Here is a 25,160-nt window from a genome sequence, read left to right on the forward strand (position 1 = left end):
GACATCGCGAAATCACTAGGAGCGAATCACGAAATGGTCCGCATGTGGATAAAAAAATTTGAATATCATGGAATTCAATGGTAGATACAGGATACGGACAAGGTCAAGTATTAATGACCCTTCTTCATTTAGCATTACCTATGCGGGGGCACCCATGCCCATCAACTGAAGGGTTTTTACTACCCTAAGTACAAAAAAACGTTATTCTTTCTTACATAATATAAATGAGAAAGGGTGACGTTTTTTTATAAATCTCTCGATTCAAGAGGAGTTACAACCATTTGCGGAAGAATTACAGCGCTATATCACACCCGAATTTTTGGAAGAACTAGCAAGAGAGATGAAGTTTGTAAAGAGAAAACGCAAATTTTCGGGATCAGATTTAGCTACCATTTGTATTTGGATTAGTCAAAGGGTGGCCAGTGATCCTTTAGTACGATTATGTAGTAGACTTCACGCAGTTACAGGTACTGTACTTAGCCCGGAGGGCTTAAATAAACGATTTAACGAAAAATCAGTGTTATTTTTAAAACATATCTTTTCTTTGTTGTTACAACAAAAAATCTGTGAACAAACTCACATTTCTAGCCAACTTTTTGCGCATTTTAAACGTATTCGCATCATGGATGCCACTATGTTTCAAGTACCCCATACTTTGGAACATATATATCCTGGTTCAGGTGGCTGTGCGCAAACAGCTGGGATCAAAATTCAATTAGAATATGATTTGCATAGTGGACAATTTCTTAATTTTCAAGTGGGACCTGGAAAAAATAATGATAAAACATTCGGAACAGAATGTTTAGATACGTTACGGCCAGGCGATTTATGTATTCGTGATTTAGGATATTTTTCATTAGAGGATTTAGATCAAATGGATCAACGAGGTACGTATTATATTTCGCGGTTAAAGTTAAATACAAACGTATATGTAAAAAATCCAGATCCGGAATATTTTAAAAATGGTTCCATTAAAAACAATCAGAATACATACAAATCAATGTCATACAGATTTTGAATCAACTCCAACCAGGGGAAACGATAGAATATCAGCAAGCTTATATTGGAGATAAATAGCAGTTATTTTCACGTCTCGTTTTTCATCGTTTAACAGCGGCACAATTACAAAAACGCCTAGAGAAAATTGCAGAAAAAGAAAAGTCAAAACACAGAACCTATTTAGAGAAAAGTAAATTAGTAGCGGGATTAAATGTATATGTGACAAATGCACCTTGGGAGTGGGTTCCGATGGAACAAGTACATGAATTGTATACATTACGCTGGCAGATAAAAATTGTTTTTAAAACGTGGAAATCATTATTTGATATAGATCATTGTCGCACTGTCAAACAAGAAAGAATAGAGTGCCATTTATACGGAAAACTGATCGCTATTTTCTTATGTTCTTCTACCATGTTTAAAATGCGTCAACTTTTATTACAGAAGAAGCAAAAAGAATTAAGTGAATATAAAGCAATTGGAATGATTCAAGACCATCTATTTCTACTCTATCAATCCATACAAAACACCCAAGAGATAACAAAGCTTCTAACCCGCCTGTTTCACCTTCTACAACAAAACGGACGGAAATCTCATAGATACGAAAAAAAGACTGTCTTTGATATTATGGGTGTTATCTATGAGTATAGTGGATGCAGCAAGCAAAAGAAAGCTGCATAGTGAAAAAATGAAACCCGTTAGGGTTTATTTTGCGTGCTTATTTTTAATAAATCCCCCATTTGGAGAGATTTCAGTTCAAATGAACAAAATTTTGTTTTGTATCCATCCTTAAGTTGATGGGCATGTATGGTGCCCCCTATAATCAAAAACGCTATACTTTTTGTAGAAATATACAGAGAGGATGGCATCTTTTATAAAAATAGCTCATGAGATAGCTAAGAAGCCTATGCTGGACAAGTAGATACAGCTGGTATGACTTCAAACACCTTGAGACAGTTGCTAGCTTTGTAAATACGGCCGAAGAGAAAGTTACTGCTTATTTGCATGATGTTCTTGAAGATACTGAGATAATAGCTGCTGATTTATCATTTTAGCCAAGAAGACTCCTTCCTCAAGGAGCGTGAAGGGTCACAGCCCAGTGAGTAGGTGGGAGATGAATTGGCTTCGAACAAGGGATGGCAGGAAGCCATCTTAATTGTTCGACATACAGAAAGTGTTACTTCACTATCTATCGAATGTACGTTCGGTGTATAATAGTTATATACCGAAATGGAGGTGAATGAAATGATGATCAATAAAGCCTATAAGTTTCGTATCTATCCAAATCAAGCACAAGCAATTCTAATCAACAAAACGATTGGTTGTTCCCGCTTTGTATTCAATCATTTCCTATCCTTATGGAATCACGCATACAAAGAGACAGGAAAAGGCTTGACCTATGGGACATGCTCTGCCAAACTACCTGCCATGAAGAAAGAGTTTGTTTGGCTAAAAGAAGTGGATAGTATTGCGATTCAGTCGTCTGTTCGCAACCTTGCCGATGCTTATACTCGCTTTTTTAAAAAACAAAACAGCGCACCGCGCTTTAAATCTAAGAAGAATAACGTACAATCTTACACCACAAAACAAACAAATGAAAACATTGCCGTTGTAGGGAACAAAATAAAGTTGCCGAAACTAGGCCTTGTTCGATTTGCCAAAAGCCACGAAGTAAAGGGACGTATTGTAAATGCGACTGTTAGACGAAACCCTTCTGGCAGATATTTTGTGTCACTATTAGTTGAAACAGAAGTACAAGAACTTCCGAAAACACATTCTTACATTGGTATAGATGTAGGACTAAAAGATTTCGCTATTTTGTCAGATGGTAAACCCTATAAAAATCCGAAGTTTTTCCGATTATTAGAAGATAAGTTGGCGAAAGCACAGCGTGTTCTTTCTAGAAGAATGAAAGGATCTTCTCGCTGGAATAAACAACGAGTAAAGGTAGCTAGAATTCATGAATACATATCAAATGCTAGGAAAGATTACTTGCACAAAATCTCAACTGAAATCATCAAAAACCACGATGTTATCGGTATAGAGGATTTGCAAGTATCAAATATGTTAAAGAATCATAAGTTAGCAAAAGCAATTAGTGAAGTATCTTGGTCACAGTTTCGAACCATGTTGGAATATAAAGCAAAATGGTATGGCAAACAAGTCATTGTCGTATCGAAAACATTTGCTTCTAGCCAATTATGTTCTTGTTGTGGATATCAAAACAAAGACGTTAAAAATCTAAACCTACGTAAATGGGACTGTCCTTCTTGTCGTACACACCATGATAGGGATATTAACGCAAGTATCAATCTAAAGAATGAAGCGATAAGGCTTCTAACCGCAAGGACTGCGGGGTTAGCCTAATCAATTAGAGTTCGATAGAACTCTTTACTTAGGAATTCCTCACTTCTAAACGAAGTGAAAGTGGGGGTAGTTCAATAAATGCTGATATACCTCATAACGTAGTTGAGGCAGTGCAGGTACTGACAAAAGAGAAATACACACCTTATTTTGAGTATCTCAGCAGAGTGAAAGAAAATTCTCTCGCCCGTACAGTTAAACTTGCAGACTTAAAACATAATTCTGATCGCTCAAGACTTGCTAGGATAACAGATAAAGACCTAAAACGATTGGAGAAGTATAGCAAAGCGATTCAGTTTTTGGGGAATAAAAGAAACAGCAGCTTCTTTAGTGACAATTTCTTATAATACTAGTTGTTTAAAGAAACTTCTTCTTTCAAAAGTTTTAAGGCATGTAAGAACAATTTACTGATTGCTGTAAAATAAAAAAATAAGAGATGATATTCTAAAGGAGTCTAGAATATCATCTCTTATTATAAGCCTTAAAGCGTCAATTCAGGAATATGTAAATGATTTTTTAATATGTTTTGAAAAAAGGTGCGATAAAATATAAAAAGGAAATGGACCATTTGTTAAAAAAATCAATTTCCTTTTTACGATTTAATTATGTTTAAATTTTATGATAAAGGAACCTAAATCATGGCCTGTTTTTATTATAGCTATAGCTGAAATGATAGCTAATGGGTATTTAATAAATGGTTTGTTGAGGAATTCCTTTATGTTTTTCATGTTGTAGACCTCCATTTTATTAATTGTATTATTATATATAGTATCATAAATATGGTGGTTAACAGTCATGATATTTATCTCTATTAAATATAAAAAGAAATACTAATAATAAAGGATTATATTTTTAATATAATTGTTACTGTATTAATAATAGATTAATTTCTCCGGAGGTAATAGGACTTAATATTTAGAGAAATTAGCAGCAGCTTACTAATATAATTATAGATACACCTATGTACTTACAGAATAAATGTAGAGTCTTTATAAGCATGGGAAAATTGCAGTTTCAATTGAAACTGCAATTTTTAATTCATCCCTGCCATTATAGGGTAGGGGATTTGAAGTGTGCTAAGATAAAGTCATTTTAGTAAATTTGCTTCATTTTAAAATAAGTTTGAATGAAGGAGACAATTTGCTAAATACACTATGTTGTTCATTTCCTTCTTGATTCATCCCTGCCTGATAAGATAAAAATCCTTTATACGTTTTTCGTTTCCATTGCCAAACACCATTACTTTGATCGAATTCTCCATAGTATTGATTATAATCAAGTTTATTTCCAGTGTTTTTATTAAAATTATTACTAATAAAAATACGGCTATTACTTGCATAGATTTGGTTATTAATAATTACATTGTTGCGGGTATCGTAATTTAATTCGATTTGGCCACTCTCTTGATCTTTTGTATCATTTTTATAAATTACATTGTTCGTAATCGTGTTATTTTCAGCATATCCTTGCTGATTGTCATATCCACCAATTGCAATACCACTCATGATATTATTGGATATCGTATTGTCTCTAACGGTAATTTGGCTTGCGTTTTTTCCTGCATGTTCGCTTGCCACCTCAATACCAAGGTCGTTTTCATAGCTTTGATTTTGCTCAATAATAATTTCCTTCCCACCATCCACGTAAATACCATCAGCTGAATATTCATTATAACTGGTATTATTGATAGATGAATTATGATGGACAATATTGTTACGTACAAGTCCGTTCCGTGCTTGATCTAAAGAAGCTACTGGTGATACACCTTCATGTCCAATCAGAACAATTCCGATGTTGTTGTTATCATGTACTTTGTTATTAGTAACTTCAAAAGAATCTACATTCCCATTCACAGCAATTGCTTCACTCAGTCCTAATTTTAAATTTGTTACTTCGTTATTATCGATGACAATATGATTTAGGTTATTTTGTGCACTTGATGAAGTACCATAGACAGCAATGCCGTGTGCGTTTCCATCCTTTACATTTGCTTCAATGTGATGGATATAATTATTTCTAATCTCGATATGACTCCCTGTTCCAGTAATATAAATACCAATAGGGGTCTCGTTCACTTTTGCTGATTTTAAATTGCGAAACTCTAATCCTTTTACCTGAATATAATTTTTGTCCTCTATTGTAAATAACCCATCATCTTCTAACTTGACTTTAGAACCATCAAGAATGACTTTTTCATCTTGGTAATTTTGAAAAGTAATAGGTGCTCCTGAGGTACCAGAATGAGTGACACGAACTTTTTGGTTATAAATCCCGCCTCGTATGTAGATTGTACTTCCTTCTTTAGCAACGTTAGCAGCTTTTTGAATGGTAGCAAAAGGTCGATCTAATGTGCCGGGATTGAGGTCGTTACCTGTTTGAGATACAAAGTAATTTGTAACAGGATTTGCATTGTTATTGGATTGTGCAAAGGCTGGTACTGGAAGTGTGAAAATTAACATACTGAGAGAAAACATGAAGATAAAAAGAGATTTTTTTAATGAGGGGAATATTTCCTGATAGTTCATCATTTTCTTCCTCCTTTTTATTAGCATTCCTTCTCAACTATATAATTCAAACTGACGATTTATATCTTGTACTAATAAAAAAAGACTCAGTAATGTATTATGGATTAAGAGACATCAACTACCACGGTATACTACAATTTGTATAAGTCTTTATTGACTCAAGAATGACGCTACATGGTGGATTTCAATATAAATAAATTGAAAATACATCTCTTAAATAAGCCACCCTTGAATCATTAAGAGTTTCTTAGTCATTGATTTTTTGTACAAAGAGTATTTGTAGTTCTTAATAGAAAAAAACTGCCTCCCAATTGTTAGACATATCTAACAATTGGGAGGCAGTTTTTTGTGCTCTGTAGTAGAACATAACAATTTAATCTCCATTCTTTTCATTTATATCATTACGAAGGTGAATGGGTAAGAACTTCGCTAAATATGTCCCTGTTCCTTTAATTTATATAATTACGGAGGTGAAACAGAAAAGAACTCCGCTGAATTTTATCTTTATTGGTTTTTTATTATAAATCATTAAGTAAGCAAAATGTAATAATTTTACTTAATTTAACAACTATTAAATTATGACATAAATAATAATGATATACAAATAAATTAATATATATATGTTTGATTTTCAACATTATTGGTTTGATTATTATAGGACTCGTTGCAATATTTATTGGGGCTAACATGGTACTACTTTTGAATTATGTAGGGAATAGAAATGGGAAAATCAAGTGAAAATATTGCTTGATTTTTCAGCATCATCTTTTTCATTTTATAGCATTCCTTCTCAACCGCATAGTCAAAATTTACGATTTATGACTTGTATCAATAAAAACAGTTAATATGTAAGAGGAGATACCCAGCGTAGTCTATTTAGTATGTAATAGTAATAAAACATTGATATTATAAATATAATATATTAATATATATAATTATTAATTGTGTAAGAGGTGCATCTATGGAAAGAGAAATATGTTTCAATAATATTTGTGAGGGGAAACCTTTAGTAGGAAAATTGTATAATGTTAGGAAAGAATACTATAGATTAAGTAGTCCATATTTTGATCTAGATCAACTTCCAAACTTCTTAAATATTATCTTAAGTATAGTATTTATATTTATAGCTTTTATTCCCTTTGCATTAGTTTTTAGTATAATTCCAGAGTATTTTGCAATAATACGATTTATATTTGTATGGATTAGTTTTGGTGGTTCAATATATTTAGGGGCAAGATTGTATACCGAGGTAATTTATAGATTAAATAGGATACAAATAAAGAAAAGAGTTGAAAAAAATAATCATACATTGACGAATCTAATACTAGCTGAGAAACAATTAGTAGAACAATTAGATATATTAAAGATACCAGTAGATTATCGTTATCCGTATGCAATTAGTAGGTTTGAGAATTATCTTTCTAATTATAGAGCAGATAACTATAAAGATTGTGTGAATATATTTGAGCAAGAAAGACATAATGAAAGAAGAATAGATGAATTAAGAACGATTCAGGAATTACAAAGAGTTACTAATCATAAAATAGATGAAGGAAACACTATTGGTTTAATAAACCTTATAAAAAATAGATAATATGTAATTGTAAATCTTTCAAAGTAGATAAAAATATTATTTGGTAGTTGTATAGAAAAACAGTGGAAAGGCGTATCTAATAAATAAGATACGCCTTTTTCATGTTAATAATTATAATTATTTATTGAGCAAGTCTTTTGTATTTCATGTTTTGAAAGGAACGTACTTAAAACACATTAAAGTGTTGTGACTGTGCAGAGATATTAAAGTCATTTCTGTAGTGTTTAAAAATTTTTCTTCCAATAACGGATTAGATTAGTTCAATAAGGAATTAAAATAAGAACTTGTAGATTCTGAAGAACTGGAAGAAACGAAAGATCTTAAATACAAAGTAGGCTCTGCTATACAGGGGTAGAGAGATTATAATTCATTTTTGATAAATTGGATATAGTTAGAAAATCTAAAAGGAGATACTAGATTTGAAGTCGTACCTCCTTTGCTTTCTATGTAACATTTAATTTGGTAAGAGCTTTTTAATAATATCTTCCTCCATCTTTTCGAGCTTAACACCCTGAATACTATAATCTAAGGATTTGACTATAATTTGTCGCACAATTCTATCTAATCCCTCTAATTCTTTGGCTAGTTTTTCTTGGGGAAGGTTTGAGTTGCCATGAACCAAATTAGACCTTATGCCATATAAATTTTTCACTTTCTTATATGTATCTGGGCTACCATCTAATAATCCCGCTGTATATAATGATATCCTAAATAACAATTCTCCCCTGACAGAAGGATACATTGATTCTAAAGAGATTATTAAATCAATAAATTTGTCCCCTAAATCTATTTTGTTATGAGCTGAGGCTAACCTATCGAGAGCAATGGATTTGGTAGGTAATTGAATAAGTTTATTGAAATAATCAGTAAGTAGTTGTGGGGATTTAATAATCACATTTTTCTTTCTCAGTTTATTATGCACTTTATTAATATGTTTGATTGTTTGAATCATTCCATTATCAGCAAAATAACTAAATGTGATAATAGGTGAAAAATATATGTGATTGAGAGTGCCATTATATAGAAGGATACTCTCAGCTAATTTTTCAATTTTCTCTCTAAATGAATTATCATCTTCAAAACCACTTAAAACTTGTTTCCGTTCCAACAACACTCTTGCATTAGGTTCGTGAGAATCAAATTTGTGTCTAAAGGTAAAATTATGCTGAGTGTTATACATTTCTAATGTGTTGTAAAAATATTCTATATTCTCTTTGTCTACAGGTTTGATAACGAAATCTGAAAGTTGAATTTCATCATTTTGAATGTCAAAATGATGGATTAACGCAATAGTTCTGTAAACATATTTCCCCTCTAAGTATAATTGGAATTCTTCAAATATTTCTTCGAAGACATAATCTATAAAATTAAGGGATTTTGCTTTTACTAAATATCCTATTAGAAATTTAACAGATGCTTCTTGATAATCAAAATCATATTTTAAATGATGCTCAATACTACTAAGATTATAGCTATCTAAAGGAACTGTTTTTTCAGGATTAATTGTAACTATGTTTCCGTTACTATCAAGTGTGATTTTTTGGGTGTTGTGCTGAAAGTTTATACTTTGAATGATGATCAATTGCTGCATAAGATCACCTTTCATCAATTCTTTTGAATACATGATACCCCTCCTTTTCACAATCTTACCATATTAGAGTAGTTATAGTGCCATGCTTTATCTCTTCAATCAAAGAATTCTAACTGAGTTTTAATCACACTTTTTTAGAAACGGAAAGGTCATCCAAAAAGAAAAGAATCCATTTTGGCTAATCTTTTTTCAAAACATGCTCTTTATATTTGTCTTTATATCAAGGTTATTAGTAATAATTTAATTACACTTTATTTTAAAGCTACATTAGATAGTTTAGAAGTGCCTTATTATATATTACTGATAAAGGTAACATATAAAGTGATCTATTAATCTCCATTCTGACAAAATACAGCAAAGACCGTACGAGCTTCGTCGATGGATTTTAAGAGGTATTAACCTTTGGATATGGAATTATGCTTATAGGAGGTGGTGTAGCGCTATGTCAGAAACAGAAATAGTATATAACAGCAATGAGGTCTATAGTCGTTTGGGAGTAAGCGGTAGCACCCTTAGAAAGTATTCGGATTGTATGGAACGTGAAGGGTATGAAGTGAGAAAGAATAGTCGAGGGAGAAGGGAATATACAGAGTTTGATGTTGTACTTATTGAACAGTTAGTAGAATTGAGTAAGCAAGACGGTATGACATTGGAAAAGGCAGCGAAAATGATTGCAAAGCAGTTTGGAATCGCTAATAAGAAAGAGGAGTCCCAGGGTACAGATCCAGTTCCTTACCAAATGCAGTATCAATTCCAACAACAAAATAGCGCTATGATAGAAGAATTTAATAAGGTGCAGCAAGCAAATCTATTAGAAATGGAAAAGAGACTAGGTGATCATATAGATCAAAAGAATAAATTAATAGAAGAGGACATTCAGCAAAGAAATAAATTAATAATGGAAGATATGAAAGATCGAAAGGAACGAGAAGAAAGGATAGAAAAGAGATTAGAGCTAAGTGATGATAACCTTATGAAGATGGTCAGAGAGATTCAAGATGCTAAACGTACGATTGTATCAGCTCAGGAAGAAATAGCAGCAACAAAAAGAAAATCATGGTGGAAGTTTTGGAAATGAGTACATCCATTGAGCGGTGTACTCATTTTTCTATTGAATAGTATATTTCTACTGTGCAGAAATATACTTTTTAGAAATTATTCAAATTATTATTAATAGATTATATACTGATAGATATATAAGGAGGAGTAATATGAACAATTCAAACAAGTTATTTATTATTGGAAATGGGTTTGATCTTGCGCACGGTATTGAATCGACATATGAACATTTCAAAAACTATTTAGAAAAAGAATGCCCCGATGATATCGCTGATGTGAAAAAAGCGATATCATCGGGCAAAGATATATCTGAGAATAGTGGTGTAATGTTTGGTTTGTTATTCCATGCAATAAATGAAATTGAGGGAGGGGGCTTATGGTCGAATTTAGAAAAAACGTTAGGTGATATAAACTATGACGGATTTCTAAGTAGCAATGGATACAAGAACAACGATATATTGCTAGATACCCTAAAAAACCGTGCTTTTATATTTAAGGAGTATTTTTATAGCTGGGTGAATGAGATTAGTATAGAAAGGGCTAATTCAAAGGAGGATTTTAAAAAATTAATTAATTCAGATGACCTATTCCTTAATTTCAACTACACAAAGACTTTAGAAGATGTTTACAATGTGAATGAAGATGCGGTAGTCCACATACATGGAGTGGTTGGGGATAACGTAGAGTTTGGGCATGGAGCAGACTACAGGAATTCTGGTTTTGAAGAAGAAGAATTTATCCATGAACAATTCAGAAAAGATACTGATAAAATAGTAGAAAATCATGAATTCTTTTTTGCAGAGCTGATCCCTGGACGTCAAATTAAAGAAATATATTCATTTGGGTTTTCATATGGTGATGTAGATCAGGTTTATTTAATGAGATTATTCAAAGGTCTCGGAAAAACTGAAGATATCACTTGGTTCTTTAATCGTTATGATAAAGAACGTGAAGAAGAATTTATGGATATACTAAAAACATGCGGATTCAATGGAAATTATGATGATTATGAGGTTATATCATAATGCAAAATCAAGTTAGAAACATTTTTATATAATAAATTAAAAGTGGTGTAAATAACACGCTCTTTTTATTTATACGAGATTATAATTTCACATACCTTACTATATATCAGATTCAAATTGTATAAAATATAAGAATTTTGGAAATGATTATAATGCGGTTAAATGAATCTTTTTTTATGCATAATGTTCGATTGGTTAAGCTACTGATCATGGTGTATTCAATCGAAAAGAAACAGAAAATCGTCACGAATAATCAGGCACATACATAGCCTGGTGCACCTCTATATTTCAAGTGTCTGAAAAAATATCGCATAGGGATATATGTTGTTATTTGATTTACTAACAATACATAGTGAAAATCGCCTGGTTGATTTGCCCTAAATCAATACCGGGATATTCGTGTATGTTGTTTTATTTGTTTTGTATAAGGGGTCTCCATATCGAAAAAGAATCTTGTACGTTTAAATGCAATTTGGATACATTCTAGCCCTTTTATGTATGCTATGGAGTATTGGTTCAGGTTAAAGTAAAAAGATAAAATACATTTATATCCAAGTTTCGTTTTACTTTCCACTCGGAAATTCTACAACCTCCAGCATGTAAATCTGAGGATGAGGAATAGTCAAAAAGGGAGTAATCATTTCCCTATTGTCAACAAATGAAGTTATTTTATTCATAATACCATGGTTCATACCTGTCTATTTGGAGGAATTAATATGACACGCAGAATTGGATTTAGTAATGTAAAGGTTTTTCTTAGAGATGCTGATTTCTTTGGGGATGATTCAAACTTAGTAGATGTTCCTTATCAAGAAATTTTGGTTCCATCTGGCGGTTTTAAATCAGACCGTTGGGATATAACTCATCCTAATAACGATGTACATTTGATAGTTTCAGCAGAGGTAATTGAAAATGATGATGAAATCGGAATCGGAGATGTACGTGTAATGGTGTGGTGGGCTCTTATGGAGAATGACGACACTCTCATAAGTAAGGAATTTACTTCTCTTAATCTTGTCCATGGTGGTATCGTGGACATTCCTAAAAAACAATTAGATGACCCTAGCGATAGCGGTAATTACGCTCAAATGTCTATGACCATTTCTAACGGAACGGTGTAAGGGGTCTCACCAACATTCCGCGGTTTACAACAATAAGATAGGGGGAGCATCAACAAAACGCGAATTTCGTACGCTAAGCAAAAAAGCTTGATATAAAATGGTATCTAGTTCTGTTAGTGTAAATATCAATTCATTTTTCTATTTTGTAACTAAAACTTTGCCACAGATAAAAAGAACCATAATCTTGCCAAAGTGGCAAAGTTATGGTTCAAATCACAAATATCATTAGCGCTATAAATTTCCTCCATATGGACTTCCTTGGTCCGATATTGTAGAGGGAGGATTCCAATTACCGTTATTAAATGATTGGCCCCACCAGGTACTCCAGACTTGTCCATCTTGTCCAACCCAAAATACATTCAGGATATCTTCAAAGCGAGCAAATGCCTGCAATGGTGAAGATTTGCTGACCTTAACCGAGCCTGAAATTTTCCTAGGCACGGGGTTCGGCTGGTCTAATTCAGTCATATAATTGCCATTAAACCCGATAGTCCATATTGCATCGTCTTCCCCGATCCAAAAGATGTCTATCCAATTGGCAGTTCTAGACAAGGCTGTTATCGGAGAATTCAGCCTAGCTTTAACTGGCTGATCCAGATTTGAATCGTAGGGATTGAAAATCTTGCGTGGTAGTGAGAAGAATGTAATATCTTCATTCCACCAGGACCACCAAATAGCGCCGTCGATTCCGATCCAAAATACATCCATACGGTGCCCTGGGGAGACATATGGATCTTGCATCAATACAACTGAGACTGGAGAATTTAAGCTGGCTGGAACTGGCCGATCTTTAGGTTCCCGTTTCGGATCCAGGGGATCTGATACTTTGAATGGAGTGTTCAGCTTACCATTATTAAAGTATTTGCCCCACCAGTTAGACCAGACGGCACCTTCAGGTCCAATCCAAAATACATCCAAGTTGTCCGGGAATCTAGATAATGCCTCTAAGTGGGAAGCTTTAAAACAGTCATCTATTTCCTGGATTTTGAAAAAGAAAGGGTCAACTGATGGGCGGATCCCTGCCACGCCGTCGGAACCAACCAGTGATGTCCCTTGAGTGTTACGCTGGTAACGAAAAGTGCCGCCACCGTTTGGGAAGAAGTTGGCAGGATCAGGCGTATTCATAGCTGGAAACACACCATAAAAGTCCTCACCCACCGTGTCCATTCGCATGTAATCACCTGCAGATAATACTGAGGGTCTATCAGGGGTGTCAGTGCGAGCTAGTAGAGTATCGTCCCAGTTGATTCCATCAACAGTAGTCCTAAAATGCGTCTCTACTTTATTGTTAACCAATTGTTGATAGGTAAGTCCGACTTTTCCCTTATTGTTGACCACCATAGTGACAATGAGTACATCGGCATCACTTACTACGAGCAGATCGTTAGACCAGGTAACACCTCTGTCTACCGACTTGCGCACTCGCAACGTGTTATGGCGTGGCCTTCCATCCAACCAAGCAATATAAACAATACTGCTGTTAGTTGGATCGACAGCAATGTTGAGGTTGGCTCCGAGTCGATATCCAAAGAATGGCTGGTAATTGTTAGTCCAAATTTCTGCGGAATGTACCACTATTTTACCAGCCAGGCCATCGCTTGAATCAGTTAAGGCGGTAAACGGCGTTCCGCTATCTCCCCAATGATCATCACGCACAACAACTATGTCTGCAAATTCTAGATCACCGCTAACATCTATTCGTCTTTTATATGCAATGTATACAGTCCCATCAGGGTGGACGGTCGGGCGAATTTCCCAACTATCACTTGGTACCGGATTTCGTGAATCGAGCGTTAAAGGTTTAGAAAACTGCGGATTTGCTGCATTCGCATCTTGGCAAATATAAACAGTTGCTGACTTCCCTGATGGTGGTTTGCTGTTGTATCCTACATAGAGACGATCTTTGCCGTTATCCGGGCCGCCAAACACCGTAGTAGCCACCACCCAAGGCATGTCCGCTTTTGGATGCGGATCGGGATCGATGATTTGGGCCATGGTATTGAAATCAGTAGTTCTTGCCACATTTAGAAAATCGTTTTCGCCAGAAGCACCGTTTACAAATGCTAAATACAGTTGGCCAGAACTGGAGTAGGCTGGAGTTATATCCTGGGGCATTCCATCCGGAATATCGAGCGCCTGGCTCCAGTTCTCGCCACCGTCTGTGGAGAAGAACAATGATCCAATAAATCCTGAGGGTGTAAAAGCGGTTATCACCATTTCGTCAGGATTAATGGGGTTCACTGCAATACTCGGCTCGGCATCGTTGTTGGTTTCGTCACTTAGTTCAACAGGTATGCTGTTTACAATTCTCATAACTCTCATAATTGACTACTCACTTCCTACTTGTTATGTATAATAAAATTCTTTTATATAATTCCAAAACAGTAATTTTATATACTAAGTTTTTGTGCGAATGTCGTCGTGAGTTACACATTTGGATTCGTAGGGAGAGTCAATTGTTTCTTTTATAATCCTCTATAAAACTAAAAACTACCTTTTAATATTTAAGTAGGTTTTAGGACATTGAAAAAATAGATTTAATACAAATAGAAAGTGAGAGGTGTTTAGATAGAGTTATTAAATTCGCAATATAATAACCTGTAAAAATCGGCTTTTTATTTGGGTTTTAATAATTTCACATACCTTACTAAAAATAAATTTTAGTGATTGACACATTAATATCTAGAGTGCTACGTTTTTAGTGTTAAAGTAATAAGAGGTTTATTATTTGGTAATCTTCGAACGATTTAAAGTTGATTAGAATACATAAAAAAGAATCCATGTGGATTCCTTTTTTATAATAAATTATTCTATTTTGCATAATCTACATTAAATAGTATACTGAATTGGGTATATTGAGCCGAAGAATACTTGTGTACTTTTAGTTCAGGTTATAGATGGATTGTAAGGGTAGGACCTAACAGTCCGTTTTTTATATCTTCCTATAAGCTTTTTAATGTAATCAGATGTAATTTGTATAAGATATATGATGTCCTATAGAAAAGGACCTTACATTGGAATAAAGTTAATATCTATAAAGAGATTTATAAAAAATTCATTAAAATAATTAGTCCAAGTTTAGAAGTATGAAGACAACGCTTTTCAAAGTATATAAAGCAATAAAAAGAATGTAGATTAAAAACCTACATTCTTTTTGACTTAGTATATAAATTCTAGCTAATAAATAACTTGTAGGATAACAAGTACAGTAGAAGCAGGCAGGGTTATTAATAATATATTTTGACTAAATATTAAGTACTAATGAGTATCTTTGTATTAAGTTATTTGTATTAAAGAGTAGATTTTTTAATTTCTAGTAACTTAGCTCTTAGTTTTTCATCATGTGCATATAAATAAAGACCTTTTATACCTCGTTTTAGCAAGATATTTAGTGCATTTAAAATGATTTCTTCTTTTATTTTTGCAGCATTAGGTTGATTTCCTAATCCTTTAAATGCTTCGGTGTCTTTATATCTATCACTTAATATTACTAGTTTATTATTTTTTTCATCATACGAGATAGATGGGCCTAATATTACACCCACATAGTTTAAGTCAAATCCTTGTACTGTATAAATTGAACCTACCTCATCAACTGAACTTCCATGTGGGGAAGTTTTCTCTCGTTGTGCCCATGTTGTAGAAGAATCGGTAAGGTTCCATGGTAGATCCAATCCACCAGTTGTAACATGATACTCTCCACCATCTTTTTTATGTTCAAAATCAAATGTAGAAACAACCCTAGAAAGTCCCCATTTCGTATTTTGTTGTTGTATTTTTTTGTGCATATCAGAAGCATGTTCAAAGATGTCAAAATCATAAGTCTTAGGGACATTTGGCATAGGTGTAATTTTCTTTTGAACTAAATTATCTAACCATGAAACTAATTCATCACCAGCATGCATTCGCATTTGAGTAGAAAGTTCATATCTTTTAGGCTTATATTTTGATAGGACAGCGTTTAAAGTTTTAGCATCCCAATATGCCTTATTTCGGGTTACTTGCTTAGAATCAAATATAATAATAGTCACCTTAGCTCTTTTAATAATATCTTCTAGATGGTTATGACCGTAATATGAATTATAAGAATCTGAACTTGAGAGTAGTAGATGGGCTTCATCAACAAATACAATATCAGCTTGTGTAATCTCTTTATCTAACGGCATTTGATTAATAAAAGAAGTAGGTTTTAATATTTTATTCTTCTGCATAATTTTCACGTTAGAAGCTATGCTATGGAACGTTTTTAACGCTTCATTATGGTTAATCAAAATATAACTGGAAGTATTATATAAATGTGAGTTTTTGTCTTTAGACATCTCTAACGTTTTATAATAAAGAGAACTTAAAACGACACTTTTACCAACCCCAGCACTACCTTCAATAAAAATCACTTTATGTTCTGTTTTGTTTTGAGTATTCATTTTATAGAATTGCTCTTCTAATTCATATACAACATCTTGGTATAATTCAAACTGTTCAGATGTAAGTTGTTTAAACGGAGATAGTTTGAAAATATCATTATTCTCAATTAAAAATAGATCCTTATTAACAATTAGTTCAGTATCTTTCAAGGTTTTCCAGATTGCTTCAAAAACTTCATCATTATAAAAGCTTTTTTCATAGTAGTTATGCACAAATGAAGATACAGTTTGACTCACATTTCTTAACGTGTAACGTTCATCACCTAAGAAATAATTAATTAACTTTGTTTCCAAATTATATGTAGCAGATTGATTAAATTTTTCATGTTTAATCATTGTTACGTGCTTAAAATCATGTCTGTTTTTAGCATTAGAAGTATTATTCCTATTTAGTCTATGGTTGTGTAATCTATTAAAAGCATTTACTGTTTCACCAATATAAGCTTCCTTCTCCTTATGTAGGATATAAATAATAGGGTAGTCATTAAAAGCATTATAATCCGTTTTAATTTTATCAATTTCTTCTTTTGTGAAAGGGATAGTTTTAATAGTTAATCCTTCCATGCATATACCTCCTATTTTTAGATACCAATGCCTTAGATTCAAAGTGGAAAACATTAATGTTAAATCTTGCTTAAATAAAATGGCTTTGAAATACTTAGAAAAAGGTTTAAAGGTTTTAAAATTAAATAATTTCACTTTAATTGTATAATTTAAAAAATAAATATACAACTTATGTATTATTTATTGGTACAATGTAAAATGGTAACTATATTTTATAATTAATATCTTAAGATATTATATTTACAAAGGGAATATAACTGTTTAATAGAAAATAAATGGATTAAGCCTTAATTGAGCTGAAGAAAAATTATAATTCAGATTCTAATTATGGGAGTTAATTACCATATAAAATACCAAAGTATGTATTAATTTGTAAAAAATTATCTATTTTAGATTGAAGGTTTAGTATAATAATACTAATGTTTTTTATTTGGGGGTTTGTACAAATTGTTTATTGAAGGAATGGTTGAATATCGGCCAGGCATTGATGCGGAGCGTTACGTTTGGAAAAAAGTAAAATCAGCATTCATTGAACGTGAAAGTTTTGGTTTTTTACATTTTCCAATGTTCAAGGAAAATCATGCTAGTAAAAGAGAAATAGATATCTTATTAGTTGATCGTGACATTGGTGTAACTGTAATTGAAGTAAAAGGAATAAATATAAAACAAATTCAGGGAATACAAGGTCATATATGGCACTTTACCAAAGATTATTATGCATCTAAAGGTGAGCCTTTTAACCAAGCGGAGCAACAATTAAATATGTTGTGTGATGATATTGAAAAAAAGGACAGTCTGAATCGAGCATTTTCTAAGCGAGCGGTAGTAGCCTTGCCTTATATTACGAGTGAACAATGGATAGAGCGTGGTTTTAACCAATTGTTAAATACTCCTTTTATATTGTTTAAAGATGACTTTGAACAAGGGACTTGGATTCAAAAACTTGAGCGTATGAATATATATAAAGCAAGATTGAATTTACAGGATTCTCAATGGGATGCATTAAAAAAACAATTTTATATTAGAAATTTGGCAAGGGAAAAAACAGATGAAATAAAAAGCGAAAAACAAAAACGGTTCTCTAATTTATATGTTTTTACTAGTGAGGAGCAATTTCACAAAGAAAAAGAGGAAATCGACAAATTATTAAAGGAAGGCCTAAAAATCTATATCTTTAGTACGTTTTCTATTTCTACGAGTTGGCTTGCATTGCAAAAGGATTTTTGTGATGAATTTCAACTTCAAGTTTTTCAAACAAAAGAGACACTCCTTTCAGTGGATACAAGAATTATCCAAGACGGAGAGGTAGAGGCATCCTTCTTAAAAAATATATTGTCTCCGGCGTTCCCAGAGTTTAATTTGGGTCAGTATATAGCAGTTCATACGCCGCATACGGATAATTTAATGATTACAGCAGGTGCGGGAACAGGAAAAACATACGTTATGATTGATCGTATTTTTTATCTGTTAGAAAAGGTTGGCATTACACTGAAAGACATCATAATGGTTACTTTTACAAATGCGTCTACTAATGAAATGAAGGAGCGTTTGCAAAAGAAATTATTAAGCATGTTTAAATTGACAGGGAAAACAAAATATCTTTACTTTGCTGAAGAAGTAAAAAATATACAAATTAGCACAATTCATTCGTTTTCTAAATCTATTTTAACTCAATTAGCACATGAAATTGGGTTTGGTAGAAACTTAAAGGTAAGAAGTTTTATTAAAACGAAAAGTGACATTCTTGAAAAGCTTGCTAACGAGTTTTTCCAAAAACATTCTGCGAAAGCTTTAGTCGATTTAAATTTAAAGTTTTATGAAGTTACAAAAATGATGAAGAGTTTCTGGGATGAAATGGAGAAGAAGGGTTTAACTAGACAAGAAATTGAGTCAATGGATTGGGGTACGGTAGTAAAAGAAGAGCATCAGGTTCTTAAGAATCTTTTTCAATATGTATTCAAGCAATGTGAAGGTTTATTAGAAGCACAAAAGAAGAAAGAAAATGCGATTGATACAGGGGATATGGTTCGAAAACTAAAGTTATTTACACAGGGTGATACACTCAAACAGCTTCAAAATGATAAATATCTATTTGTCGATGAATTTCAAGATAGTGATAATACACAAATTGAACTAGTGGCAAGTCTACAAAATCAGTTAAAATATCATCTTTTTGTAGTTGGGGATATTAAGCAATCGATTTATCGTTTCCGTGGTGCTGATTACACGTCCTTTACAAGATTAGCAGAGAGGGTGAATTCATCATTTACGCCTGTTGCTTTAAATCAAAACTATCGAACAACTAGCAGTTTATTAGAAAAGCTAGATAAGGTATTTTCTGTTTGGGGCCAGAAGTGCTGGGGTCCAAAAGGTAAAGAGTGTCTGCTTCCTTATACGGAGGATGATCGTTTAAAGGGGATGAAGATTACTGAACCAACAATAGGGGAGTTCCTTTATCCTAATACAAATAAAGATAATGTAGAAGAAGAAACAGTTCGTCAAATTTTAGAATCGGTGGATATAGCTAAGCAGTTATCAGATGATGAAAATAAAAGAATTGCCCTTGTTGTACGTACGAATAAACAAGCTCTTGAAGTACGAGAGTGGTGTGAAAAAGCAGGAATAGGGACTGTACAAAACTTAGATGGTACGTTTTATAAATCAGATGCAGTCATACATTTTAAAATGATGTTAGATGCCCTGTTGTATCCAGGTGAGGCAAAGCATGTCGTTAATTTTCTACAATCACCTTATTTTAGGTATGCAATTCCAACTAAACTACTTGTTCCCTTAAAAGGTGATAGTGAGAAAATTATAAAGTTTTTACAATTACATATGGGAAATGATTTTACGCAGTATCTTGATGAGTTAAAAAGATTACCTGTTATGGCTGTTATTCAGAAGATTATTTCTGAAAAGGGATTATTACAAAATATTTCTTCCTATTATGATGTGAAGTATGGAGATGACCCAGACATAGATGAGTCTATAAAAAAACTAGAGATTGAGATAGCTGTAAAACAGTATGAGAAAAATTTATATCATTTAATGAACATCATTCAAAAGCAGTTTGATTCCATGAGTGGTACGCTTTGGAACATTCATGAATGGTTAACATTACAAATTCGCGTAAATCGTAATGAAAATGAACCAATGATTGAAACGAAATTAGGAGTTGTAGAAATTACGACTGTTCATCGTTCGAAAGGCCTAGAGTACCATACTGTTATTATGCCTAAACTGAACCACTCATTTAGTAATAAACAAGCCTCTTTTTACATACAAGATGAAAAAGAGATGGGTGACGATAAACGGATTGTTGGTTGGAAGGCTAAGGATATTAAAAACAACCATTTTGCTACACTTCAAAATTATGAAAGTTTTGAAGTAGAAAGAGAAGAAACACGATTATTGTATGTAGCAATGACACGTGCGAAAAAGAGACTAATTTTAATGATACCTGAAAAAATAAGTGAAAATACATGGGGTAATTTACTAGGACGAGCTTTTAATGAGGTGAATCATGAACGTTGATGTATATACATATGATGATCCCAAGCGTTGGAGAAATCATTCAAAATATAACAAGATAAAAAATGCTATTCATATATGTGCTACCAAAAATATGAAGGACGGTATTGTAGAGGCTTATCAAAACAAAGAAGAACGAGAGTTTTGTTATGTGTTTACAATTCGTGAGATTATTGATGAATTATTAACAAGATGGAATTTACCCGAAGAGCAACTAAAACAATATTTAAAGCTTTCTCGGGTTATCAATGAGCTCAGTACGGATAATACAGAATTAAAAAATGCATTTAAAAATAATCGTCCTGACCTTCTTGAAACGATTCGATTTCTAACGTATACCGGCGTGAAGCCCATTGATTTAACTACAATAAATCTAGAAAGTAATAAGCTAACAGAAAAGGAAAAGCTCTTTCAACAAATTTGGTTTGAAGTAGAGGAAAAAGATACTACCTATAAAAATATCCGAAATAAGCTTCGTAAGGGATGGGCAATAGAAGAAATCAAAGAGAAAATCAACAAGCTTTTAGAGGAAACTCAAAGACCTGTCCTAGATATAGGGATGAATCAGCTTGTCTTACATGGATTTTACTTCATTACACCTGAGCAGCAGATTTTTCTACAAGCTCTCAGGAAGGCAGGCTTTTCTATTACATTTTTTAATTTTTATGATCATCGCTTTCCAGCAACTTTTGATTTTATAAAGGGCTTTATTTCTAAAGAATATCAGTGGACTGATAATTGGCAAATTGAAAGTAATCGAGAAAACAAGGATGAGTCTCTCGGTACTGAATTTTTGGGTGCATTTGAAGGAGAGAATGCACCAGGGGGAACTCTTAAAAAAGAAGTTATTCGTTATAATTCCTTTTTTGATTTTTTAAATGATGTAATTGTTCCTAATTATCCGATTGGTGAGACAGAGGATGATGAGGATAAAAACAAGGATAAAGTACAAATTATTGCAACCAATGCTGATATGTTGAATGAGATTCTTGTTCAATATTATCCTAATAAATTTGCGGAAAACAGAAACTTTTTACAATATCCGATTGGTCAATTCATTAGTAAGATTCATCAGATGATTGATGATAATACATTGATTTTAAATGAAGATATTTTAATTTCAGCGTTTTCATCAGGTTGGTTATATAATCCTATCACGAAGAAAAACGCTAGAGATTACACATACTTGCTAAAGCAACTGTTACCGTTCTTCGGTAATTGCCGTACAATTCATGGGGATTGGTTGCCAAGGTTTTCTGACTTAATGAAGCATTACAAAGAAATATTACCAGCCTTTGAGGGACCAGATGATGATAGGGTTGTAACGAGTGTGCGTAGTCCCTTTTCTAAATTTGCTCATTTTTCACTAAGCAAGAAGCAAGTTGAAGAAGTTCACTATTTTGTGAAGCAACTCGTTTTCATTGCGGAAGAATTGTTTGATATAGAAGCAAAAGAAGCTTCTATAAGTGAGCATTTTAATAAATTGTTAGCGATATTAGATAAACATAATCCAATGCAGCATTCTAAATTACTTCAAGATGAAACGGATATTATTCATTCATTGAATGAAAAATTAAAGAAAATTCAGGATGATAATTTCTTTCTATATGATGATGTTGGGGAAGCCATCAATGTCTATTTGAGTGGGAAATTATCAAACACAGATGAAGCCTTTATAAAACCGTTTATTGAGGTTGATGGGGAAGCTTTTAAACCAAATATTAATACCTTTTATCTAACAGGGCTAGATGAAAAAGGTCTACCTCTTGATGAATTCAGTACACCATGGCCATTACAGGAGGTTACGTTTGAAAAACTCTCCATTCGTCATGAAGTACTTGAATTACATACATTGAGAAACCAATCTATCAAGCAGATCTCAAGGTATTTACTATTTATTGCTTTGGAATTCTTATTAGATAAAAATACGGAACTGTCTTGGATGCAAAACTTTTTAGATAAGGAAGATCTGCAACCTGCTGTGTATGTCCATCAACTAGGATTAAAAGTAATAGATTATAAGGAGAAGGCAAATCACCTTGTAGTGAAAACACGTCCTAATCCAGTTGATTTTAAAGACATAGCGGTAGATATAAATGATGAGGATTTAACAGAACTAACATTTCCAGATTTTCTAATAGAATATAACCAATGTAAAAGGAGATTTTACTTTAGTTATATCCTAGGTCATTCACCTGTATTTAATGATGAATTTATCCATCAATTTATGTTTACGGAATTAATTCGATTGGTCAAGCGTAGTACCACTTTAACGGATGAAAAGGTTATTAAAACGGTAAGCGAATTATTCCCTCACTGGACGAACTATAAAAAAGAAGTAATGGCCGAAACGTTTATTAAAATTGCGAGGCAAGATGAAGAGCTAGAGAAAGTTAGTGGAAATATTAGTATCAGTAAAGCAAGGAAGAATTTTCAGCTTCCAGGTCTTACAAATGCTAAAAGAAATGAATGGATAGAAGAAACTGTTAAGAATAAGCCTTCCTTGCTAATTGATTTGAAGGAAGATGTAATGAATGAGAATGTATTCCATGCTAAACCAGGAGAGAATTGTCGTTACTGCCCCCATGTAGATATTTGTAGTGAAGGACGACATCTCATTGGTTAGGAGGGAACAGGATGAATAATATTTGGAGGCAAATAGCTACTAACTGGAGAACATTTGAAAACGATAGTGATTCAGAAGTTTTGATAGAAGAACTAACAAATGATGCATTGAATATGGTTTTAGTAGAAGACTCCTTTAAAAGTGCATTTGAATATTTAGATGAAGAAGAAAATGATGATGACGATGATTGGCCGTAATATGATAAGTGAGGTGTAGGAGAAGGGGAGAAACTCCCCTTTGTATGTGTATGGAAAATAAACTCGAGAGTACTGAAATAACATTAACTAAGCAACAACAGGATATAGTTGATTACACAGGGAATGAAATTTTGATTAGAGGTATTGCTGGTAGTGGAAAGACGCTTGTTTTATTAAAAAAAGCGAAGCAAACAGCACTGAAATATCCGAATGAGAAGGTTGTAATATTCACTTATGCAGGATCGCTTTCTAATGCAACTAAATTTTTAATTGAGAAGTACAACCTTCCTAACTTAGAAGTGAAAACATTCCATTCATGGGCGTTTGGTGCATATTGTAAGGTCATGAAAAAGAAACCTATTATTACACAAAAGTATAAACAGGAAGAATTTTTAAAAGAGGCTATAAAAGGCTTAGCAAGTCTTGACCACCGCTTTGTAAAAAATGACGATTATTTCGATTTCCTAAAGGATGAAATACAATGGATTAAAGGAAAAAACATCACTACTTTAAGTGATTATTTGAAAGCAGATCGAAGAGGGCGCGGTACCAATACACGTGTTACTATGAATGATCGTGAGATAATTTATCAAGTCTTTGATCAATATAATAAGAAGAAAAACTATTTACTTGATTTTGATGATTTAGCTGTTGTTCTCATGAAGAATCCAGCTATATTTCCAGATTCCATTAAATATGATCACATTTTTATTGACGAGGCTCAAGATCTACAACAGGTTCAACTGCAAGCATTAAAGCAGATTGCTAGAAAATCATTTATTGTTGCTGCTGACAAAGGGCAAAAAATCTATAAAACATCTTTTACATGGAAAGAAATTGGTTTGAATGTCACGGGTAATCGTACGAAAATCTTAAAGGAATCCTATCGTTCGACAAAACAAATTATTCAGCTAGCAGCAAGTCTTCAACAAAATGATATGATTATTCATGATGAGGAATATGTAATTCCAAATTTACCGGAGAGGGAAGGGCCTATCCCGTATTTAATGAATTGTAAAAATGCTGAATCGCAAGATAGAGAAGTTATAAAATCAGTAAAACAAATTATTGAACAAGCACCAAATTGTACAATTGGTATTTTATATCGTGAGGGATCTTCAAAAAACTCAGCAAAATTTAGAATGCAACGTGCATTAAACGATGCCGGGATTCCATCAGAAGATATTAGAGAGAAGGGAAATCCACATACCCCTGGAGTAAAACTTTGTACCTTCCACTCAGCAAAAGGTCTAGAGTTTGATTTTGTATATATTATTGATTTAATTGAACCCACTAGAATACCAGACGAGGATAAAGAAGAGAATTATTGGGAAATTGAAAGACGTTTGCTGTATGTTTCTATAACACGTGCTTGTAGACATTTACAATTATTTACTTATGGTGATACGTTAAGGTTGGTTAAGGAACTAGATTCAGAGTTCTATAAGAGTTTTACTTTATAGAACTTTAATTAAGATAGAAGATTTTATAAAAAGGGTAGAAACGTCTATCCTTTTTATTTTTAGATGCATTGTGATGA

13 protein-coding genes and 3 pseudogenes are annotated in these 25,160 nt (G+C 33.0%); 12 read left to right on the forward strand and 4 right to left on the reverse strand.

Annotated elements, in window-relative coordinates; translation table 11 throughout:
• Positions 1 to 247: 247 nt before the first annotated feature.
• The 4 genes and pseudogenes from QCI44_RS28765 to QCI44_RS28780 form a co-directional block, all read left to right on the forward strand.
• Positions 248 to 1,680: pseudogene (locus QCI44_RS28765) on the forward strand (IS4-like element IS231Q family transposase).
• A gap of 181 nt (positions 1,681 to 1,861) precedes the next feature.
• Positions 1,862 to 2,045: pseudogene (locus QCI44_RS28770) on the forward strand (GTP pyrophosphokinase); the annotation flags it as partial.
• A gap of 199 nt (positions 2,046 to 2,244) precedes the next feature.
• The gene (tnpB, locus tag QCI44_RS28775; RefSeq protein WP_353811573.1) at positions 2,245 to 3,366 is read left to right on the forward strand and encodes an IS200/IS605 family element RNA-guided endonuclease TnpB; all 1,122 of its coding nucleotides are present in this window, start codon (positions 2,245 to 2,247) and stop codon (positions 3,364 to 3,366) included.
• A gap of 74 nt (positions 3,367 to 3,440) precedes the next feature.
• A pseudogene (locus tag QCI44_RS28780) lies at positions 3,441 to 3,710 on the forward strand (hypothetical protein); the annotation flags it as partial.
• A gap of 759 nt (positions 3,711 to 4,469) precedes the next feature.
• Here the strand turns inward: QCI44_RS28780 and QCI44_RS28785 are convergent.
• Positions 4,470 to 5,888, reverse strand: a complete 1,419-nt coding sequence (locus QCI44_RS28785; RefSeq protein WP_353811653.1) for a right-handed parallel beta-helix repeat-containing protein — start codon at positions 5,886 to 5,888, stop codon at positions 4,470 to 4,472.
• A 961-nt stretch (positions 5,889 to 6,849) separates the two neighbouring features.
• On the opposite strand from QCI44_RS28785, the gene QCI44_RS28790 reads away from it, so the two are divergent.
• Positions 6,850 to 7,482 (forward strand): hypothetical protein, encoded by a 633-nt coding sequence (locus tag QCI44_RS28790; protein ID WP_173601923.1) that lies wholly within the window; start codon positions 6,850 to 6,852, stop codon positions 7,480 to 7,482.
• A 454-nt stretch (positions 7,483 to 7,936) separates the two neighbouring features.
• Here QCI44_RS28790 and QCI44_RS28795 read toward each other — a convergent pair whose 3' ends face one another.
• Positions 7,937 to 9,106 (reverse strand): hypothetical protein, encoded by a 1,170-nt coding sequence (locus QCI44_RS28795; RefSeq protein ID WP_353811574.1) that lies wholly within the window; start codon positions 9,104 to 9,106, stop codon positions 7,937 to 7,939.
• Positions 9,107 to 9,515: 409 nt separating this feature from the next.
• Here QCI44_RS28795 and QCI44_RS28800 point away from each other — a divergent pair, with 409 nt between their 5' ends.
• The 3 genes from QCI44_RS28800 (at position 9,516) to QCI44_RS28810 (ending at position 12,278) form a co-directional block, all read left to right on the forward strand.
• Complete coding sequence (locus QCI44_RS28800) at positions 9,516 to 10,151, forward strand: DUF3967 domain-containing protein (RefSeq protein ID WP_353811575.1); 636 nt, start codon at positions 9,516 to 9,518, stop codon at positions 10,149 to 10,151.
• A 133-nt stretch (positions 10,152 to 10,284) separates the two neighbouring features.
• The gene (locus QCI44_RS28805) at positions 10,285 to 11,157 is read left to right on the forward strand and encodes a bacteriophage abortive infection AbiH family protein (protein WP_262744302.1); all 873 of its coding nucleotides are present in this window, start codon (positions 10,285 to 10,287) and stop codon (positions 11,155 to 11,157) included.
• Between the two features lie 716 nt (positions 11,158 to 11,873).
• A complete protein-coding gene (locus QCI44_RS28810) occupies positions 11,874 to 12,278 on the forward strand; it encodes a hypothetical protein (protein ID WP_353811576.1) in 405 nt (134 codons plus the stop codon).
• Between the two features lie 231 nt (positions 12,279 to 12,509).
• On the opposite strand, the gene QCI44_RS28815 is transcribed toward QCI44_RS28810, so the two are convergent.
• Both QCI44_RS28815 and QCI44_RS28820 read right to left on the reverse strand, forming a co-directional pair.
• On the reverse strand, positions 12,510 to 14,600 hold the full coding sequence (locus QCI44_RS28815; RefSeq protein ID WP_353811577.1) for a PLL family lectin: 2,091 nt from the start codon (positions 14,598 to 14,600) through the stop codon (positions 12,510 to 12,512).
• 968 nt (positions 14,601 to 15,568) lie between these two features.
• Entirely contained in the window at positions 15,569 to 17,266 is a 1,698-nt protein-coding gene (locus QCI44_RS28820) for a DUF2075 domain-containing protein (protein ID WP_353811578.1), read from the reverse strand.
• A 447-nt stretch (positions 17,267 to 17,713) separates the two neighbouring features.
• Between QCI44_RS28820 and QCI44_RS28825 the strand changes: the two genes are divergently transcribed.
• From QCI44_RS28825 to QCI44_RS28840, 4 genes are read left to right on the forward strand one after another with little or no spacing between them, the layout of a single operon-like run.
• A complete protein-coding gene (locus QCI44_RS28825) occupies positions 17,714 to 20,800 on the forward strand; it encodes a UvrD-helicase domain-containing protein (protein ID WP_353811579.1) in 3,087 nt (1,028 codons plus the stop codon).
• Positions 20,790 to 23,423 carry a hypothetical protein gene (locus QCI44_RS28830; protein WP_353811580.1) on the forward strand — a complete coding sequence of 878 codons (2,634 nt, stop codon included), beginning with the start codon at positions 20,790 to 20,792 and terminating at the stop codon, positions 23,421 to 23,423. The genes QCI44_RS28825 and QCI44_RS28830 overlap by 11 nt, the downstream gene beginning before the upstream one ends.
• A gap of 11 nt (positions 23,424 to 23,434) precedes the next feature.
• Positions 23,435 to 23,620 carry a hypothetical protein gene (locus tag QCI44_RS28835; protein ID WP_098625978.1) on the forward strand — a complete coding sequence of 62 codons (186 nt, stop codon included), beginning with the start codon at positions 23,435 to 23,437 and terminating at the stop codon, positions 23,618 to 23,620.
• 44 nt (positions 23,621 to 23,664) lie between these two features.
• Complete coding sequence (locus tag QCI44_RS28840; protein WP_353811581.1) at positions 23,665 to 25,083, forward strand: UvrD-helicase domain-containing protein; 1,419 nt, start codon at positions 23,665 to 23,667, stop codon at positions 25,081 to 25,083.
• Positions 25,084 to 25,160: the final 77 nt, after the last annotated feature.

This window comes from Bacillus cereus group sp. RP37, from assembly GCF_040459695.1.
Taxonomy (GTDB): domain Bacteria; phylum Bacillota; class Bacilli; order Bacillales; family Bacillaceae_G; genus Bacillus_A.

Coding starts and splice junctions, on each gene's coding strand:
- tnpB (WP_353811573.1), top strand. CDS start 2,245: ATGATGATCAATAAAGCCTATAAGTTTCGTATCTATCCAAATCAAGCA.
- QCI44_RS28785 (WP_353811653.1), bottom strand. CDS start 5,888: ATGAACTATCAGGAAATATTCCCCTCATTAAAAAAATCTCTTTTTATC.
- QCI44_RS28790 (WP_173601923.1), top strand. CDS start 6,850: ATGGAAAGAGAAATATGTTTCAATAATATTTGTGAGGGGAAACCTTTA.
- QCI44_RS28795 (WP_353811574.1), bottom strand. CDS start 9,106: ATGTATTCAAAAGAATTGATGAAAGGTGATCTTATGCAGCAATTGATC.
- QCI44_RS28800 (WP_353811575.1), top strand. CDS start 9,516: ATGTCAGAAACAGAAATAGTATATAACAGCAATGAGGTCTATAGTCGT.
- QCI44_RS28805 (WP_262744302.1), top strand. CDS start 10,285: ATGAACAATTCAAACAAGTTATTTATTATTGGAAATGGGTTTGATCTT.
- QCI44_RS28810 (WP_353811576.1), top strand. CDS start 11,874: ATGACACGCAGAATTGGATTTAGTAATGTAAAGGTTTTTCTTAGAGAT.
- QCI44_RS28815 (WP_353811577.1), bottom strand. CDS start 14,600: ATGAGAGTTATGAGAATTGTAAACAGCATACCTGTTGAACTAAGTGAC.
- QCI44_RS28820 (WP_353811578.1), bottom strand. CDS start 17,266: ATGGAAGGATTAACTATTAAAACTATCCCTTTCACAAAAGAAGAAATT.
- QCI44_RS28830 (WP_353811580.1), top strand. CDS start 20,790: ATGAACGTTGATGTATATACATATGATGATCCCAAGCGTTGGAGAAAT.
- QCI44_RS28835 (WP_098625978.1), top strand. CDS start 23,435: ATGAATAATATTTGGAGGCAAATAGCTACTAACTGGAGAACATTTGAA.
- QCI44_RS28840 (WP_353811581.1), top strand. CDS start 23,665: ATGTGTATGGAAAATAAACTCGAGAGTACTGAAATAACATTAACTAAG.